The organism is Paenarthrobacter sp. 4246, assembly GCF_040546855.1.
GTDB lineage: Bacteria > Actinomycetota > Actinomycetes > Actinomycetales > Micrococcaceae > Arthrobacter.
The window spans coordinates 211,519-226,761 of the sequence record NZ_JBEPOP010000008.1 but is presented as its reverse complement, the minus strand read 5'-3'; the positions used below and the strand labels follow the sequence as shown (position 1 = coordinate 226,761).

Annotated in this window: 15 protein-coding genes; 2 read left to right on the top strand and 13 right to left on the bottom strand. The window is 62.7% G+C overall.

Features of this window, described 5'->3' with window-relative positions:
* Positions 1-711: 711 nt before the first annotated feature.
* The 5 genes from rpsN to ABIE35_RS16505 all read right to left on the bottom strand — a co-directional run bounded on the left by rpsN (position 712) and on the right by ABIE35_RS16505 (position 3,116).
* Positions 712-1,017, bottom strand: coding sequence for a 30S ribosomal protein S14 (rpsN, locus tag ABIE35_RS16525; RefSeq protein WP_011776360.1), 306 nt, complete (start codon positions 1,015-1,017; stop codon positions 712-714).
* Positions 1,018-1,021: 4 nt separating this feature from the next.
* Entirely contained in the window at positions 1,022-1,189 is a 168-nt protein-coding gene (gene rpmG / locus ABIE35_RS16520; protein ID WP_003798558.1) for a 50S ribosomal protein L33, read from the bottom strand.
* Complete coding sequence (gene rpmB, locus ABIE35_RS16515) at positions 1,189-1,425, bottom strand: 50S ribosomal protein L28 (RefSeq protein ID WP_011776361.1); 237 nt, start codon at positions 1,423-1,425, stop codon at positions 1,189-1,191. The genes rpmG and rpmB overlap by 1 nt, the downstream gene beginning before the upstream one ends.
* 403 nt (positions 1,426-1,828) lie before the next feature.
* A complete protein-coding gene (locus ABIE35_RS16510; RefSeq protein ID WP_354516566.1) occupies positions 1,829-2,593 on the bottom strand; it encodes an SGNH/GDSL hydrolase family protein in 765 nt (254 codons plus the stop codon).
* 43 nt (positions 2,594-2,636) lie between these two features.
* Positions 2,637-3,116 carry a MarR family winged helix-turn-helix transcriptional regulator gene (locus ABIE35_RS16505; protein WP_354516565.1) on the bottom strand — a complete coding sequence of 160 codons (480 nt, stop codon included), beginning with the start codon at positions 3,114-3,116 and terminating at the stop codon, positions 2,637-2,639.
* A 68-nt stretch (positions 3,117-3,184) separates the two neighbouring features.
* Between ABIE35_RS16505 and ABIE35_RS16500 the strand changes: the two genes are divergently transcribed.
* Positions 3,185-3,472, top strand: a complete 288-nt coding sequence (locus ABIE35_RS16500) for a YciI family protein (protein WP_311212088.1) — start codon at positions 3,185-3,187, stop codon at positions 3,470-3,472.
* Here ABIE35_RS16500 and ABIE35_RS16495 read toward each other — a convergent pair.
* From ABIE35_RS16495 to ABIE35_RS16465, 7 genes are all read right to left on the bottom strand, one after another.
* On the bottom strand, positions 3,448-4,272 hold the full coding sequence (locus tag ABIE35_RS16495) for an SGNH/GDSL hydrolase family protein (RefSeq protein ID WP_354516563.1): 825 nt from the start codon (positions 4,270-4,272) through the stop codon (positions 3,448-3,450). The two genes, ABIE35_RS16500 and ABIE35_RS16495, sit on opposite strands and share 25 nt — an antisense overlap.
* On the bottom strand, positions 4,269-5,099 hold the full coding sequence (locus tag ABIE35_RS16490; RefSeq protein WP_354516561.1) for an SGNH/GDSL hydrolase family protein: 831 nt from the start codon (positions 5,097-5,099) through the stop codon (positions 4,269-4,271). Before ABIE35_RS16490 ends, ABIE35_RS16495 begins: the two co-directional genes overlap by 4 nt.
* A gap of 302 nt (positions 5,100-5,401) precedes the next feature.
* Positions 5,402-6,457: a siderophore-interacting protein gene (locus ABIE35_RS16485; protein ID WP_354516559.1), complete on the bottom strand. Its 1,056-nt coding sequence runs from the start codon at positions 6,455-6,457 to the stop codon at positions 5,402-5,404.
* Positions 6,454-7,278 (bottom strand): ABC transporter ATP-binding protein, encoded by an 825-nt coding sequence (locus ABIE35_RS16480; RefSeq protein WP_354516557.1) that lies wholly within the window; start codon positions 7,276-7,278, stop codon positions 6,454-6,456. Before ABIE35_RS16480 ends, ABIE35_RS16485 begins: the two co-directional genes overlap by 4 nt.
* Position 7,279: 1 nt before the next feature.
* On the bottom strand, positions 7,280-8,389 hold the full coding sequence (locus ABIE35_RS16475; protein ID WP_354516555.1) for a FecCD family ABC transporter permease: 1,110 nt from the start codon (positions 8,387-8,389) through the stop codon (positions 7,280-7,282).
* Positions 8,386-9,498, bottom strand: coding sequence for a FecCD family ABC transporter permease (locus ABIE35_RS16470; protein ID WP_354516553.1), 1,113 nt, complete (start codon positions 9,496-9,498; stop codon positions 8,386-8,388). Before ABIE35_RS16470 ends, ABIE35_RS16475 begins: the two co-directional genes overlap by 4 nt.
* A gap of 5 nt (positions 9,499-9,503) precedes the next feature.
* On the bottom strand, positions 9,504-10,574 hold the full coding sequence (locus ABIE35_RS16465; protein WP_354516551.1) for an iron-siderophore ABC transporter substrate-binding protein: 1,071 nt from the start codon (positions 10,572-10,574) through the stop codon (positions 9,504-9,506).
* A 587-nt stretch (positions 10,575-11,161) separates the two neighbouring features.
* On the opposite strand from ABIE35_RS16465, the gene ABIE35_RS16460 reads away from it, so the two are divergent.
* The gene (locus tag ABIE35_RS16460; protein WP_354516549.1) at positions 11,162-11,656 is read left to right on the top strand and encodes an FBP domain-containing protein; all 495 of its coding nucleotides are present in this window, start codon (positions 11,162-11,164) and stop codon (positions 11,654-11,656) included.
* A gap of 96 nt (positions 11,657-11,752) precedes the next feature.
* On the opposite strand, the gene ABIE35_RS16455 is transcribed toward ABIE35_RS16460, so the two are convergent.
* On the bottom strand, positions 11,753-15,223 hold the full coding sequence (locus ABIE35_RS16455; protein ID WP_354516548.1) for an ATP-binding protein: 3,471 nt from the start codon (positions 15,221-15,223) through the stop codon (positions 11,753-11,755).
* Between the last annotated feature and the right edge of the window lie 20 nt (positions 15,224-15,243).

Below are 15,243 nucleotides of genomic sequence, written 5' to 3'. Positions count from 1 at the left end.
AAACTTGGCACACTATTGAGTTCTCAAACAACAGACACTACCGGCACCACCCACACCCACAAGGGTCCAGGATCGCTCCGGAGCAACTTTTCAAACTTACCCGATAAACCAGATCCTGGCAAATCAACGTTTCCGCGATTCCCGATCCAATCTTCGGCCCCACCCTGCACCGGAACGCTCAAAAGCGAACCATTTTTCAGGCTGTTATCAAGGGGGTCGGCCACCGCGGCTCTCAGCTCCAAGCTGTCTCACTCGCGGCGACTTAGAAGACATTACACGCCCACCAGCCCCGGCACAAATCGCCCGCACACCACCCAAAAACCCCGCCCACACAGGCCAAAAGACCCCATCACGGCCCCAAACCAGCAAAATCCGCCACAAACAACCTCAGTGAAGCCCGTCACGCCACCAAGTCCCACCAAACAGCCGTCCCGACACAAGCCAGCAACCGCCGTCGAAAAACCCCCACCCCAAACCCGAGGGACCTGCGAGAGCGTCCACCCCAAACCCGAGGCAAGTGAGAGAGCGTCGGCCTGAAACCCGAGGGACCTGCGAGAGCGACGCCCCCAAACCCGAGGGACCTGCGAGAGCGTCCGCCCCAACCAACGCCCGCCCCCAGCCATGCAGTCTCTGCCACACGCCAGGAATCAGGCTTAAACGCAGAAAAGGCCAGCAACCATGACGGTTGCCGGCCTTTTCAGAGCTTCGTGATTACCAGGAAGACTTGGTGATGCCCGGGAGCTCACCGCGGTGAGCCATGTCGCGGAAGCGAACACGGGAGATACCGAACTTCTGGAGCGTGCCGCGGGGACGGCCGTCGATCTGGTCGCGGTTACGCAGACGGATCGGGGAGGCGTTGCGGGGCAGCTTCTGCAGGCCGAGGCGTGCAGCTTCGCGTGCTTCGTCAGTCGCGTTGGGGTCAACCAGGGTCTTTTTCAGTTCGAGACGCTTGGCAGCGTAACGCTCAACAATGACCTTGCGCTGCTCGTTGCGAGCAATCTTTGACTTCTTTGCCATGTGTTTAGCGCTCCTCTCGGAATTCGACGTGCTGGCGGATCTTGGGGTCGTACTTCTTCAGAACCAGACGGTCCGGGTCGTTACGACGGTTCTTGCGGGTTACGTAGGTGTAACCGGTGCCCGCGGTGGACTTCAGCTTGATGATGGGACGTACGTCCTTGTCCTTTGCCATTAGAGCTTTACTCCTCGTGCCAGGATGTCGGCGACGACTGAGTCGATGCCGCGGACGTCGATTGTCTTGATGCCACGGGCTGACAGGGTCAGCGTGACATTACGGCGCAGGGACGGAACCCAGTAGCGCTTCTTCTGAATGTTCGGGTCGAACCGACGCTTGTTGCGACGGTGCGAGTGCGAAATGCTGTGTCCAAAGCCCGGCTCGGCTCCGGTCACTTGGCAGTGTGCTGCCATGACTCTCCTCCAAAGATTGAATGTAACGGCGTGCAGATGTTCCTGCGTTACCGTGCGACAGGCAGCGTCCGCATCCGATTCCAAACCATTTCGGTAGTTTCCGCAGCAAGTGCGGCGAAGAAGGTTGGCCTCAGGACCGGGCAGTGATGAACACTGGAACAAGTCCTGGGATACCGGGCGAATACAGGAATGTACGCAACTTGAGCCCCTAACTACCGGCCACCGGGATGTCGGAAAAACCGACAGTCACCACCAACCGGAGCAATTGCACACGAACCGCACTACCTAGCGCCTAACTATTCTACGGGCCAGGCCAAATTAAGACCAATCCGGCATCATAAGCCCTCCGCGCCCACCGCCCGGACCACCGCGCCAACACTGGCGGGTCGCCCGCAAGACCGGGCTAGAGCGGCCTGATCAATTCGGGATACTTAGGGCTCAAACCGTCGCCGGAGGAGATACCTCGGACGCGGCGGGCCACCCACGGCGCCGCGGATTCCCGGAACCAGCGTGCATTGGCCTTGAGTGCTTCAACCCGGTTCATCAAACGCGCCGGCGCCAGTTCGGGGACCTCGATGACGTGCTCGTGCTCAAGGACATCAAGCACCCGCTTCGCCATGTTGATGTGGCCGGCGGTGGACATGTGCATCCGGTCCTCGCCCCAAAGCCGCCAATCGTCGTATTCGTCAAAGCGCCAATAGTCCACCAGCAAGGCGCCGTGGTTCTCGGCGATTTCGCGCACCAGTTCGTTGTAGATCGCGGTTCGGCCGCGCATGGCGCTGAAGACTTTAGAGCCCTTTGCGTCAAAGCCGGTGAAGAGGACAACGGTGGCGCCCGCCGCACTTAACTTGGCGATACCGGCGTCGTACTCCTCAAGAAGCGAGTCAATATCGATCTTGGGCCGCAGGATGTCGTTCGCCCCTGCGTACAGCGTCACCAACGTTGGATTCATGGATATGGCGGCGTCCACCTGCTCTGCCATGATCTGGCGGAGCTTCCGGCCTCGGATCGCGAGATTCGCGTAGCCGAAGTCAGCGTTGCTGCTTGCCAACTGCCCGGCTACGATGTCGGCCCACCCTCGAACGCCATTGGGACGGTGGGGATCGTCGTCGCCGACGCCTTCAGTGAAGGAGTCGCCCAGGGCAACGTAGCGGGCAGAAAAATCCATGCCGTCAGTCTGCCACCTCAACGCCCGAGGCCACAAAGCACCCTCACGAGTCCCGAAGGATCCAGTGGTTGTTGTCCAGGCGGGCCACGATTTTCTCACCAATCCGGGCGAGGTCTGCGACGTCGTCCGGGGTCAGCGAATCAAGCATCAGCGTACGCACGGATTCCACGTGTCCCGGGGCGAGGGAAACAATGGTGGACATGCCGGCCTCGGTGAGGTGCGCAACAGTCACGCGGGCATCGCCGGGGTGCGCCTGCCGCTCTACCCAGCCACGCTTCTGCAGCTTGGTCACCACATGCGACAGGCGCGACAAGGAGGCACTCGTTCGCGCAGCAAGCTCGCTCATGGGAAGGTACCGGCCTTCGGTTTCGGAGAGCATCGCCAACACGTTGTAGTCGAAAAGAGACAGTTTGCCGGCCGACTGGAGTTGGGTGTCCAACGCCGAGGGAAGCAGGGTGTTGATGCTCAGAAGGGCCAGCCAGGCACGGCGTTCGTCGGCGTTCAGCCAGCGGGGTTGAGTCATGAACCCATCTTAGGAGAATTCACAGCCTCCTTAGGTCCGGGCAGCGGCCCAACCGATAGGCTGGCGGCATGTTCGTAGTCTCGTTGACCTACAAAGTTCCCGACGAAATCGTCGACTTCCACCGTCCCGGCCACATGGCCTGGCTAAAGGACGCGTTCGACGGCGGCATCTTCCTTGCGTCCGGACGTCGCGTCCCAGCCACGGGCGGCGTGCTGCTGTCCAAAGTGGACCGAGCAACCTTGGACGCCTCCCTGGCAGAGGACCCGTTCTACAGCAATGGTGTGGCGGAGTTCGAGATCATCGAATTCACGGCAACCAGCGTTGCTGAGGGCTACGAAAACCTGCTGGATAACTGAGGCGTCTGCGCCTTCGCAGTGCCCAGCCGCTCGGGCAGCACCACCGGCATGAGTTCCGGCCAGCGCGCTTCCACGTGGTCGCCGCTGGATACACCGCGCAGCCGCCGCGAAAACCAAGGTCCGACGTCGCGCCTCAGCCAAGCGACGTCGTCGGCGATGCTCCCGGTGCGGGTCCGCGGACGGGGAGCTGCGAGCCTGGGCGACTGGAGTGAGTGGCGCGCCCCGAGCACTTCGAGGACCTTTTTGGCCATGTAGCTGTGGCCGGGAGTGGACATATGCAGGCGATCAGGTGCCCACATCCGCGGATCCTGGAATTTCTCGAAGCACCAGTAGTCCACCAGGAGGGCCCGGTATTTCGCGGCGATGCGCCGAATATTGCGGTTGTAGATTGCAGTGCGGACTTTGAGCGGCTCCAGCAGGGGCGACAAAGGGACGTTGTAACCCGTGAACAGCAGCACCGTGGCTCCACTGGCTGTGATCCGTCGAACGGCATCTTCATAGTCCCTGATCAGTTTGGCCATGTTGGGCCGGGCCATCAGGAGGTCATTGCCGCCGGCGTAGAAACTGACCAACGTTGGTTTCATTGCGAGGGCGGGCTGGATCTGTTCGTCGGCGATCCGTTGGAGGCGCCTGCCGCGGACGGCCAGGTTGGCGTATCGCACTGTTTCGTCGTGCCGTGCCAGTTCTTCTGCCACCCTGTCTGCCCAGCCCCGGCAATGGTTGGGAAGCCTGAGGTCGTTGTCGCCAACACCCTCAGTAAATGAATCGCCGAGCGCCACGAACCTGGTTTGTTCTGTCACTGCGTTGCCTTTTCCATGAGCTTCTTCAAACCACCCTTGCGCGGGACCTTCACGGGTTGGGGCCAGCGTGGGCTGAGCGCATCGCCCAGCGTGATGCCACGCAGTTTCCGTCCGAAGAGCGGGACCACCCAGTCATTGACCCAGCGACGTTGCCGGCGTTCCCATTCACGCACGGACAAACGCGTGGGCGGGTCCCAATCCTTGGGCGAGAATTTGTGGGGGACGTTGAGGTGGTCCAAGACCTGCGCGGCGAGGTACTTGTGGCCCGCCTTGGACATGTGGAGCCGGTCCGGGGCCCACATCCGCTGGTCCTTGTAGGCGTCAAAGCACCAGTAGTCCACGAGTACTGCGCCGTATTTGGCGGCGATATCACGGACCCTTTGGTTGTAGAGGGTGTTGCGTTTTTTGAAAGGCTCCAAGACCGCGGAGACTTTCACGTCGAACCCAGTGAACAGCACCAGCGTTGCCCCGGTTTCACTCAGGCGGGCGACCAGCAGCTCATAGTCCTTGAGGAGCGCATCCATGTCAGTACCAAAGTCCAGGATGTCGTTGCCGCCCGCGTAGAGCGTGATGAGCGTCGGCTCCATGGCCACCGCGGGCTCGAGTTGTTCGTCAATGATGTGTCGGAGCCTTTTGCTGCGCACTGCCAGATTGGCGTACTCCCAGCCCGGCTCCGCTTTCGCCAACTTCTCGGCCACCCGGTCCGCCCATCCGCGGACCCCGTTGGGCAAGACCTTGCTCGGGTCCCCCACGCCTTCGGTGAAGGAATCCCCGATGGCGACAAACCGCCGTCGAGCCTTAACTCCGTCCCCGAATTCCTCCCGCACCCCACCGAAGCTACCCGCCCCCGGTTACACCAGAACCAACCCCAAGTGAACAAGCCAACGGGAAGTGAGAGAGCGCCGCCCCCCAAGCACGAGGGAAGTGAGAGAGGATCACCCCCAAACCCGAGGGAAGTGAGAGAGCAACGCCCCCAAACCCGAGGGAAGTGAGAGAGCGCCGGAAGGTGACTCGCGCGCAAGGCTGGTTGGCGGGTATCCGGCAGCGTGCGTCAAAGCGACGAAGGAGCAGCACGCCGAGGATGGCCGTCAACCGGCCGCCCAGCGGCGGACTAAGCGGACCAGCAGGCTTAGCCCTCTGCCTTGCCCCGACGCCAGTAACCCATGAAAGCAACTTGCTTACGGTCAATACCAACGTCCCGCACCAGGTAGCGCCGCATTTCCTTGATGACGAACGCCTCGCCGGCGATCCAGGCGTAGAACGGCAGGGCACCGGCGGGAAGGGTGGGGTTCTTGGTTGCTTCGATGGCTGCAGCGTCCATGCGCTGCGGCGTTTCCCAGAGGATGTCCTGGTCCACGTTGACGTCTTCGGGCTCGGGTCCGGCTGCGGTCCCGGCACCCTTGATGCCTACCCAGCCCGGCACGGGAACGGCCTTGGCGACGGCTTCCTTGAGGAGTTCTCCGTGGGGACGTGCACGTCCGATGGCCGCACCGCGTGCAAGCCACGTGATTTCGATGTCGGCTGCCGTGGTGATGTCCTGGAAGTCACCGGCTTCGGGTACTTCGAGGAAGGCGTGGCCGGTCATGTCCGCGGGGAGGCTCTCGAGGATGGCGCTGATGGCCGGGACCGCGGTTTCGTCGCCGGCCAGGAGCACGCGCTGGGCCATGCCCGGACGCCATTCGATGCCACCATATGCGCCGGCTGTGGTGCACTGCGCTGCGCGGTTGTTGGGGCCGATGATGGTGAGGGCGTCTCCTGGTTTCGCTCCGAGTGCCCAGTTCGCTGCGGGGCCACCGTGGCCGGCGTCGTCGAAGTGCATGACGAAGTCGATGTCGATCTCCGGATACACGGCGTCCAGGCGCTCGGAGCGCACGGTGTAGGTGCGCATGTCGCCGCGGACGGAGGAGTCCATGGCGAGCCATTCCTGGTACCAGCCGGCTTCTTCCATTTTGAAGGGAGGCAGCGGTATGACCTTTCCGGACGCGTCAAAGGACGGGATCATCAGTTTAACGCGGAGATCCAGTGTGTCTCCGGCAACGCCGAAGTCGCGCAGTGAGTAACCGCCGAAGGTGATGCGGCGGAAGTTCGGGCTCAATTCCTGCACTGCCGTCACGGTGACGTCGAAGGCGAGGGTCATGGGCTCCACGGCGGCGCTTGCTTTTGCCTGGGTCGGTTGTGCACTCATGAGGCGATCTCCAGTTCGTTGGTTGAAGCGGGGCGTGCGTGGTGGCGTCCGATGGGGACGATCAGCGGTGTGCCTGAAATGGGGTCAGGAACCACCCGGGATTCCAGGCCGAAGACGTTGTAGACCAGCTCTTCGGTGACAACGACGGGCGCCGGCCCTTCGGCCACGATGCACCCGCCCTTCATGGCGATGACGTGGTCCGCGTACCGTGCTGCGAGGTTGAGGTCATGGAGGACGATTGCCACGGTGGTTCCCCGGCTGCGGTTGAGGTCCGTGATCAAGTCCAGGACTTCCACTTGGTGCGCGAGGTCCAGGTAGGTGGTGGGCTCGTCCAGCAGCAGAACTTCCGTTTCCTGCGCCAGGGCCATGGCGATCCACACGCGTTGACGTTGTCCGCCGGACAGTTCATCGATGCTGCGGTCAGCGAGTTCCAGCGTGGAGGTGGCGTCGAGCGCGCGCTGGACCGCGGCGTCGTCGGCTGCGCTCCAGCTGCGGAAAAAGCCTTGGTGCGGGTAGCGGCCGCGGCCAACGAGGTCCCGGACGGTGATGCCGTCGGGAGCTGTGGGGTGCTGCGGGAGCAGGCCGAGCGTCCGCGCCAGTTCGCGGGCGGGACGGGTGTGGATGTCCTTGCCGTCGAGGGTCACGCTGCCACCGGCTGGCTTGAGGAGTCGTGACAGGCCGCGCAAGAGCGTGGACTTGCCGCAGGCGTTGGCTCCCACGATCATGGTCACTTTGCCCTCGGGGATCTCGGTGCAGAGCCCCTCCACCACTTTGCGTGCCTCGTATTGGAGCGTCAGGTCCTGGGCATTAAGGATGGCCATGTCAGGCCTCCTTTCGGTTCGACGTGACCAGCAGCCACAGCAGGAAGGGAGCACCGAGGGCGCCGGTGATGACGCCGACCGGGAGGACGGTTCCGTCGAGGATGACGGGAGCGATGTTGGAGGCGAAGAAGTCGGCCAGGAGCACGATCAGCGCACCGGTAAGGGCCGACGCCGGGAGGCTCGGTTTGCGGACGATCCGGCGGGCGATCGGACCTGCAAGGAACGCGACGAACGCAACCGGACCGGCGGCGGCAGTTGCGACGGCGGCAAGTCCGACGGCGGTCAACACCAGTCCCAGCCGGGCGGCATTGACCTTGATCCCAAGGCCCGCGGCGGCGTCGTCGCCAAGCTCGAGGATACGCAATGGGCCTGCCAAGGCAATGACCGCGGGGATCAGGACCAGCAAGGAGACCGCCAGGACAGCTGCCCGGTCCCAGGTTGCGGAGTTCAAGGATCCGTTCAGCCAGATGAGGGCATCGGCTGCAGTACGGATGTCAGCCCGGGTCATCAGGAAGTTGACCACTGCGTGCAGGGCTGCGGCGATGCCGACGCCTGCCAGGATGAGACGGTTGCCGGCGGCATTGCCCCGGCTGCCTCCACCTGCGCCCGAACCACCGCGCGAGATTGCGTAGATGATGGCTGCGACCCCCAGCGCTCCGCCGAGCGCAGCCCCTGAAACGACGGCCCCCGAAGCACCGAAAACGACGATGGCCGTCACGGCTGCCGCGCTGGCACCGTAGCTGATGCCGATGATGTCCGGGCTGGCGAGCGGGTTGCGCAGCATCGTTTGGAACAGGGCGCCTGCCAAGCCGAAGGCGACGCCGATCATGGTTCCCACTACTGCTCGCGGCAGTTTGTGTTCCATGACAATGAAACTGGCCCCGGGGATCTTCTCCCCACCGGTCAGGTGGTTGATGACGATCTTAAAGAAGTCCGGAATGGTCACGGTGTAGCTGCCCAGGAGCACATAGACCGCGAACATGACGATAACTGCCAGCCCGAGGAAGAACGTGGGGCTCAGTACGCGCCGAAGTGACAGATGATGCCCATGTTTGTGGGAATTATTGGTGTTAAGTGCCAACTCGGTGGGGAGTTTGTGGACGGTTGTCACAGTCCGGCCCCCTTGCCGCGGCGGATGAGCCAGACGAAGACGGGGGCGCCGATGATGGCGGTCATGATTCCTGCCGGGACTTCACCAGGGAGAAGGATCACGCGGCCGACGATGTCGGCGCTGATCAGCAGGACAGGGGCAGCAATTGCGGAAAATGGCAGGATCCACCGGTAGTCCGGACCTGTGAGCGAACGGACGGCGTGCGGAATGACGAGGCCCAGGAAGGCGATCGGTCCGGCCACAGCAGTAGCGGATCCACAGAGGAGCACGATACCCAGCCCAGTGATGCTGCGGGCCAAGGTGACGTTTTGGCCGAGGCCGCGGGCAATGTCGTCGCCCAGGGCCAGGCTGTTCAGGATGCGACCGCCAGCCAGGACGATCAACGCCCCGGTTGCAAGGAACGGCAGCGCCGGAAGGAGGACGGACCAGTCACGTCCACCGATGGTGCCCACCTGCCAGAAGCGGAAACGGTCGAACGTGTCCTGGCTCGAAACCAGGATGACGTTCATCAGGGAGAACAGGCCTGCGCTCAGGGCAGCACCCGCGAGGGCGAGTTTGACCGGCGTCGCGCCATCACGTCCCAGGGAAGCAACGGCATAAACCACGACGGCGGCCACTGCGGCGCCGATGAAGGCGAACCAGATGTAGCCGGACAGCGAGCCAATGCCGAAAACGTAGATCCCCACGACCACGGCCAAGGCAGCGCCGGCATTGAGTCCCAGGATCCCGGGATCGGCAAGCGGGTTGCGGGCCACACCCTGCATGGCTGCGCCGGCAAGGCCAAGTGCGGCTCCGGCAAGCAGGCCCAGGACAGTGCGGGGAATCCGGGCGATGACTACTGCGTGGTTACCGTCTGCCGGATTGAAGTTAGTGAGGGCTTCCCAGACGGTGGTAAGTGGAAGCCCCCGAGCGCCGATCGCCAAGGATGCGGCGCAGACAGCGACGAGTACGACGACGGCCGCCAACAGCCAAGCGGTGCGCTTGCCTGCGGTGCTGCGGGAACCGGTTCCCCCTCCGGTTCCAGCAGTTTCAGGGGCGATGCCTCCCGGGCCCGCCACCGAAGTGCCGTTGCCCCGCCCCTGGACTGCCGTCGTCGTACTCAGTTTCATTGCAGTTACTTGCCCGCTGCGTCTGCTGCTTTACCCAGCTGCGGCAGGAACGTATCCAGTGCCCACGGCAAGCTCAGCGGCGATGAGGCGGAGATGGAGAGCGTCAGAGTGTTGTCCGAATCGGCAACCAGGGCGCCCTTCTTGATGGCCGGGATCTGTCCGAGCAGTGGATCAGCCTTGATGGCATCTGCCGTGGTGGCGTCCGGAACCCAGGTGACGAAGATGTCGGACTCGAGCTCGTTGGCCTTCTCAGCGGACCACGGGATGAAGAACTCAGTAGTTGACTTGGTGTTCTGCTCAACCACGGGAGCCAGCTTCATGCCGATTTCGGAGAGGAAGCGGGGCCTGTTGTCGATGGCGGTGTAAACGTTGGCGCCGTCGCCCTTGGCGGGCTCGAGGTTGCCGTAGATGAAGGTCTTATCCTTGATCTGCGGGAACTTGGAGACCTTGTCCTTGATGGTGGCCTCGGTGTCTTCGATCAGCTTCTTGGCTTCGGCTTCCTTGCCCAGTGCCTTGCCGATCAAGGTGGTGCTTTCCTGCCATGGGGTGCCGTAGGCAAGCTCCGGCTGCGCCACGACGGGGGCGATTTCGCTGAGCTTCTTGTAGTCGGCTTCTTCCAGGCCCGAGTATGCAGCCAGGATGACGTCCGGGCTGAGCTTGGCGATCTCGGTGAAGTTGATACCGTCTGCCTCGGAGAACTGGACCGGAGCCTTGTCGGTGCCAAAGCCGGCGCCGAGCTTCTCGAGTGCTGCGTCCTTCCAGGGGGTGGAGCCTTGCTCGTTGTTGCCCCATTCGTTCTTCGGCACACCTACGGGAACAACGCCCAGGGCGATGGCGACATCGTCATTGACCCACGAGACGGTGACTACACGCTTGGGCTGCTCTTTGATGGTGGTCTCACCAAAGACGTTCTTGATGGTCACGGGGAAAGCCGTGGACGCTGCCTGCTCAGAAGCCGGAGCGGAAGTTGACGGGCCAGTGGAGCAGCCGGTGAGGGTAAGAGCGACGGCGGCCAAAGCGGCCGTCGCGGTTCCTGCTGTTTTCAGCAGGGCGCGGCGTGGAAGAAGGGAAGCCACGATACTCCTTAAGTAAGTGATGCGAACCTAAGTAAGGCTAGCCTAGCCTGCCGATAATTAAGAAACGTTTGCGTCACCTAATCCGGCGCACTTTCGAAATGAGATGCAGATCACACCCTCTCGCACATCCCGCGCTCTTCAACTGAACGCTCTCGCACATCCCGCGCTCTTCAACCGGACGCTCTCGCACTTCCCGAGCCCTTCAACCGGACGCTCTCGCACATCCCGCGCTCTTAAACTGAACGCTCTCGCACATCCCGCGCTATTCAACTGAACGCTCTCGCAGTGGACAGTTGCCCTGCAGATTTGAAAGTATGGGCGACAGCGGACTACCGCTTCTTACGGATATGAACGAGGGGATGAGCGTGCGCACTGTTTCAGTTGCTGCAGCCACGGTTGGCGAGGTGGCCGCTTTGGCCTGCTTGGCACTCCCCCTCACGTCGGCATCCCTTTAGGCACTCCGCCCAGCACCCATTTTGGGGTCTCTTTGCAGTGCCCTCTTTCTCCGATGACCGACGCCTTCTGCTCATTCCCGCGCGCCCACCAGAAGCGCGCGGACGTCGACCATTTCCGAAAGAAGCATCGCCATGCAGAAAATCTCTGCCCAACAGATCCGTTCATCCTTCATCAACGCCAGCCGATCCGAGGCTGCCAAGGTCAACCTCCCCCGCGACTTCGAGACCATCAACTGGGACAACCTGGAATTCCTCGGCTGGAGGGACGAGAAAATGCCCCAGCGCGGATACCTCGTGGTTCCGCACCGGGGCAAGCTCACCGGCATTTTGCTCCGCGCGCCTGAAGGCGGCTCGGGGAAGAGGCGGGTAGTCCTCTGCGAATTGTGCCGAGACGTGTTTTCCAAAGACGACGTCTACCTGTGGGTTGCCAAGAAGGCCGGACAATCCGGCAAGGACGGGAACACCGTGGGGACACTGATCTGCGCCGAATTCGGCTGTAGCGCCAACGTGCGGAAGGAACCGCCCGTCAACGAGATCAACCCGGACCCGGCCGCCGTCGTTGTTCGACAGATTGCCGGACTGGAACAGCGGACCGAACAGTTCCTGGACCGGGTCCGCGCGAAGTAACTGACTCGTCCCAAGTAGGTAGCAGCAGGTGCCGTTTAGAACCCTCAAAAGGGCATCATCTGCTACTTACTTGGGCCCGCCGGGTGAGAGGTGATGTCAGCGCAGGACGATGTCCACCGGGTTGGCTTCGGACCGCCATGCACCAGGCTCGCCCGGTCCGGAGATCACCGGAGCCGTGAGCACGCCGGAACGGTTGGTGCGCTTGTCGCGGAGGATTTCCGTGACGGATCCAAGGTGCCGGGACAGGTCAATGACATTTTCCGGGGCAGCAAGCAACAACTGGAACCCGAATTCGTGAAGTGCCTTGATGCCTGCACCCGCGAATTCCTCGGAAGCCAACACGAACGCTTCGTCCATCATCACCGTGCCGTAGGTCGTGAAGCCCTGCTCTGCAATGCCCAGCTGGTAACTCAGGGCCGCAGCCATGATGAACGCCGTGAAACGCTGGCGCTCACCGCCGGACATGGAGCCGGTGTCGGCATGCATGAAGACTTCGGTCTTTCGCTTGGCTGCTTTGCCGGTGCCGGCTTTGCCCGATTTCGAAGCAACTTCACGGTGCTCCTTGCACTGGATAAACAGGTGCCCACGAACGTCCAACACCTCGGACCGCCAACGGCGATCCTCCGGGGTTTGTGATCCAAGACGTTTGACCAAGGTTTCCAGTGACTTGTAACGCGCGGTGAGTTCGGCGTCGTCGTCCACTTCTGTGACTGAAGCGGCGCCGCGCGACGGCCGCGTGTGCTTCGCCTTCAGGGCGTTTTGGATGGCGTCCTTGAACTGCTTTGCCGTGGCCGGAAGCGTCTGTTTGATGTCCAGTTCCAGGAAGCTGCCCTCGTGGAAATTGACCTGCGAGAGAATGCCATTAAGGGGCAGGATACGACTGGTGATGCTGCGGCGTTCCTCGTCCAACAGGTGCAGGAGCGTGCTGAACGACTCGTGAGTGCGCTGGTTGAAGAACAGCCGGAACTCGGCCTCCTGCGCGGGCAAGCCATCGCTCACAATCGCGTGATACCGGGATTCGAAGTCCCCTGCAGCACCGATCGACGTACCGTGGTCGGCGCTGATGGCACTTCCCCAGTCGCGCACGAAGGCCTCAAACAGGCGGGTCAACCGCTCGGCCGTCGCTTGGCCGCGCGATTCCGCGGTATGCAGTTCGTCGAGCAGTTTGTTGCGGACACTGTTGGCCAGGTTGTCGAGCTCGTACAGTTCAGAGACCTCACCGACGCCGTCAAAGTACGGTTCCAGCGCGGTGACGGTAGAGGCCGACGGCGGTGCTTGCTCGAGCTTCAGCCTCGCCGCGTCGAGCAGGCCGTCAGCCGTGGTCATCTTGTGGTCCAGCGCTTTGTATTCGCTCTGCAGCACGGCTGCGGCACCTGTGGAGGACTGATGCTTGTCGCGTACGGACTCAATAGTGGCCCGCAACGGTTCAAGGTCCGCCTGCGCGGCCAGTGCATCCGTCAGGCGCTGCTCAATTCTGGCAAGCTCATCCGCTGCGACGGCTGCGGAAACTTGCTCCCACGGCCGCTCATCCTCAGCCACACGGCGGAGCGCCTCGAGCTGCCGGGCCATGCCCTGGTGCGAATCCTCACGGCTCTGCGCAAGTTCTGCGGCTTTCGCGAGCTCGTTCTCCAATTCGCCCACGCGGGCTGCCACAAGCTCCAATTTGGAAGCATTGTCGAAGCCCAGGACGTAATCCTGCCGGCTCGTGAACCTGTCGTCCTTTTCCACCGTGTGCCTGTTGCGCTTGACTACCCCGCCCAGGCTCAAGCCTTTGTCCAGGCGGGCGAGCTCGTCCGGGTCTTCCACGCACGGGTACGCGAAGTCCACGGCGATCCGCTCGCGGATCCACTCTCCGGCGTCCGCGTTGGCGCCCGAGGTGAGGATGCTCAACTTCGTCAAGAGGTCGCCGTCGGACACGTCCTCCACAGCCAGCGCGCCACCGGCAAGCGGCTTGGACACGTCAACGGCGCGCAGGGCTCCGCGGACAGTGTTGTCATTGAGGTACCGTGTCACGGCCGCGAAGTGCTCCCCCGGCACCAACAGCGTGGTGGCCAGGTTACGCAGCGCGCGCTCGGCGGCCGGACGCCATTGGTCCTGACCCTCCGCGAGGTCGATCAACTCGCCGCCAAACGGCATCCGCTCTTCCGGGACACCTGTTGCGGCTGCGATGGCGGCGCGGTTTTCAATGCTCGACGGCGGCAACAAGGACTTGCGCGACCGCAACGACAGGAGTTCCTGCTGGGCCGCTGCGAGTTCTCGCTTTTTGGTGGCGTGCCCGTCGAACGCCTCAAAACGAAGCTCCTTCAGGGCATCCGAATCGTCCTTCAACTCTGCCGATCGAGCTGCTGCCTGCTCGTGCGCCTGGTCCCACCCCTCGGCGGACCACTCGAGGCTCAACCCGGCGTCGGCCAGCGCCTTCCGGGCCGAATCCTCCACCTGCTGACGGAGCTTCAGGCCAACCTTGGCGTTCTCCAACGACTGCTCAATGGCCGAGATCGCGTTGCCGCCACGGTTGTTGTAATCCAGTTCGAGGTTGCGGAGCTCTTTGGCCAAAGCGTCCCGCACGGTGCGCTCGGCGGCGAGTTCCTGGGCCTTGGACTGGGCCAGCTCCTTGAACCGCGCCAGCGTCTTGGCGTGCACGGTGACCGCGAGCTGCTGCTTGTACGCTTCAAACTCCTCGCCGGCCAACTCCCGGAGACGGTTCGCGTCCAGCAACGCCTGCGCGTACTCCTTGTTCAGCCCCGGTACGGGTGCCAGCTGGTCGCGCTGCTGCCGCACATCCTCCAACCGCTGCCGGATGGACATCAGGTTGCTGAATTCTTCCACCACATCATCAGCGGCGGCCAACGTGGCCGGAGCATCGAGCACCTGATCGCGGAAGAACGTATTCACGCTGCCGCCCAAACCCTTACCGGCTTGGATCACGCGCAGCAGGGGAAGCGCCTGGTCCGAGTTGATGCCCAGGAGCCTTCGGAAACGCTCGGCGAACGCCTTGTGGACGTCGAAAACCTGGCCATCCGGGAAGATCGACTCCAGCGCGCCCTTGGTAAACCGCTTCTGCGCGATCCCCTCAATGGCTTCAAGGTCCAACGGCTTGCTGTCGATCACATAGAAACGCCCGACGCTCGACTCCGTGCCGTTCTTTGGAAGATCGAACAGCGCCGAAACCGTCACCTTCGTGCCGGCCGCGTTATCAAACGTCAGCGCGACGGCGGACCAGGTGGCGCCCGGGCGCTGGAAGGCACTGGCCGAGCTGTCGCCCACCGCCTTATCACCCACTTTGCCGCGCATGTAGGTGAACGTGGTCCTCTTGTCCTCCACAGCGCCGCCGGACCGCTGGGCAGCAGCTTCATTCGAGCGCGGACGGGCATCGAAGACCCGGAGCATCGCATCAAAAAGCGTCGACTTACCTACGCCTGAGTTACCCGTCAGGAGGGTACCTTTGCGGTCCACATGCATGGTGTGCGCCCCGTGGAATGTGCCCCAGTTGACCACCTGCACGAGTGCCAAACGCATCTGGCCCGGGTTTGTGAGCTCGCCGAGCGGGAGCATGCTTGCGATGGTCACTTCTGTGTCCCGTCAGTCGT

Bases quoted from the DNA above. Each gene is read 5' to 3' on its own strand.
- ABIE35_RS16510 (WP_354516566.1), bottom strand. From the start codon at position 2,593: ATGGATTTTTCTGCCCGCTACGTTGCCCTGGGCGACTCCTTCACTGAA.
- ABIE35_RS16470 (WP_354516553.1), bottom strand. From the start codon at position 9,498: ATGAAACTGAGTACGACGACGGCAGTCCAGGGGCGGGGCAACGGCACT.
- ABIE35_RS16500 (WP_311212088.1), top strand. From the start codon at position 3,185: ATGTTCGTAGTCTCGTTGACCTACAAAGTTCCCGACGAAATCGTCGAC.
- rpsN (WP_011776360.1), bottom strand. From the start codon at position 1,017: ATGGCAAAGAAGTCAAAGATTGCTCGCAACGAGCAGCGCAAGGTCATT.
- rpmG (WP_003798558.1), bottom strand. From the start codon at position 1,189: ATGGCAAAGGACAAGGACGTACGTCCCATCATCAAGCTGAAGTCCACC.
- rpmB (WP_011776361.1), bottom strand. From the start codon at position 1,425: ATGGCAGCACACTGCCAAGTGACCGGAGCCGAGCCGGGCTTTGGACAC.
- ABIE35_RS16460 (WP_354516549.1), top strand. From the start codon at position 11,162: ATGCAGAAAATCTCTGCCCAACAGATCCGTTCATCCTTCATCAACGCC.
- ABIE35_RS16480 (WP_354516557.1), bottom strand. From the start codon at position 7,278: ATGGCCATCCTTAATGCCCAGGACCTGACGCTCCAATACGAGGCACGC.
- ABIE35_RS16485 (WP_354516559.1), bottom strand. From the start codon at position 6,457: ATGAGTGCACAACCGACCCAGGCAAAAGCAAGCGCCGCCGTGGAGCCC.
- ABIE35_RS16505 (WP_354516565.1), bottom strand. From the start codon at position 3,116: ATGACTCAACCCCGCTGGCTGAACGCCGACGAACGCCGTGCCTGGCTG.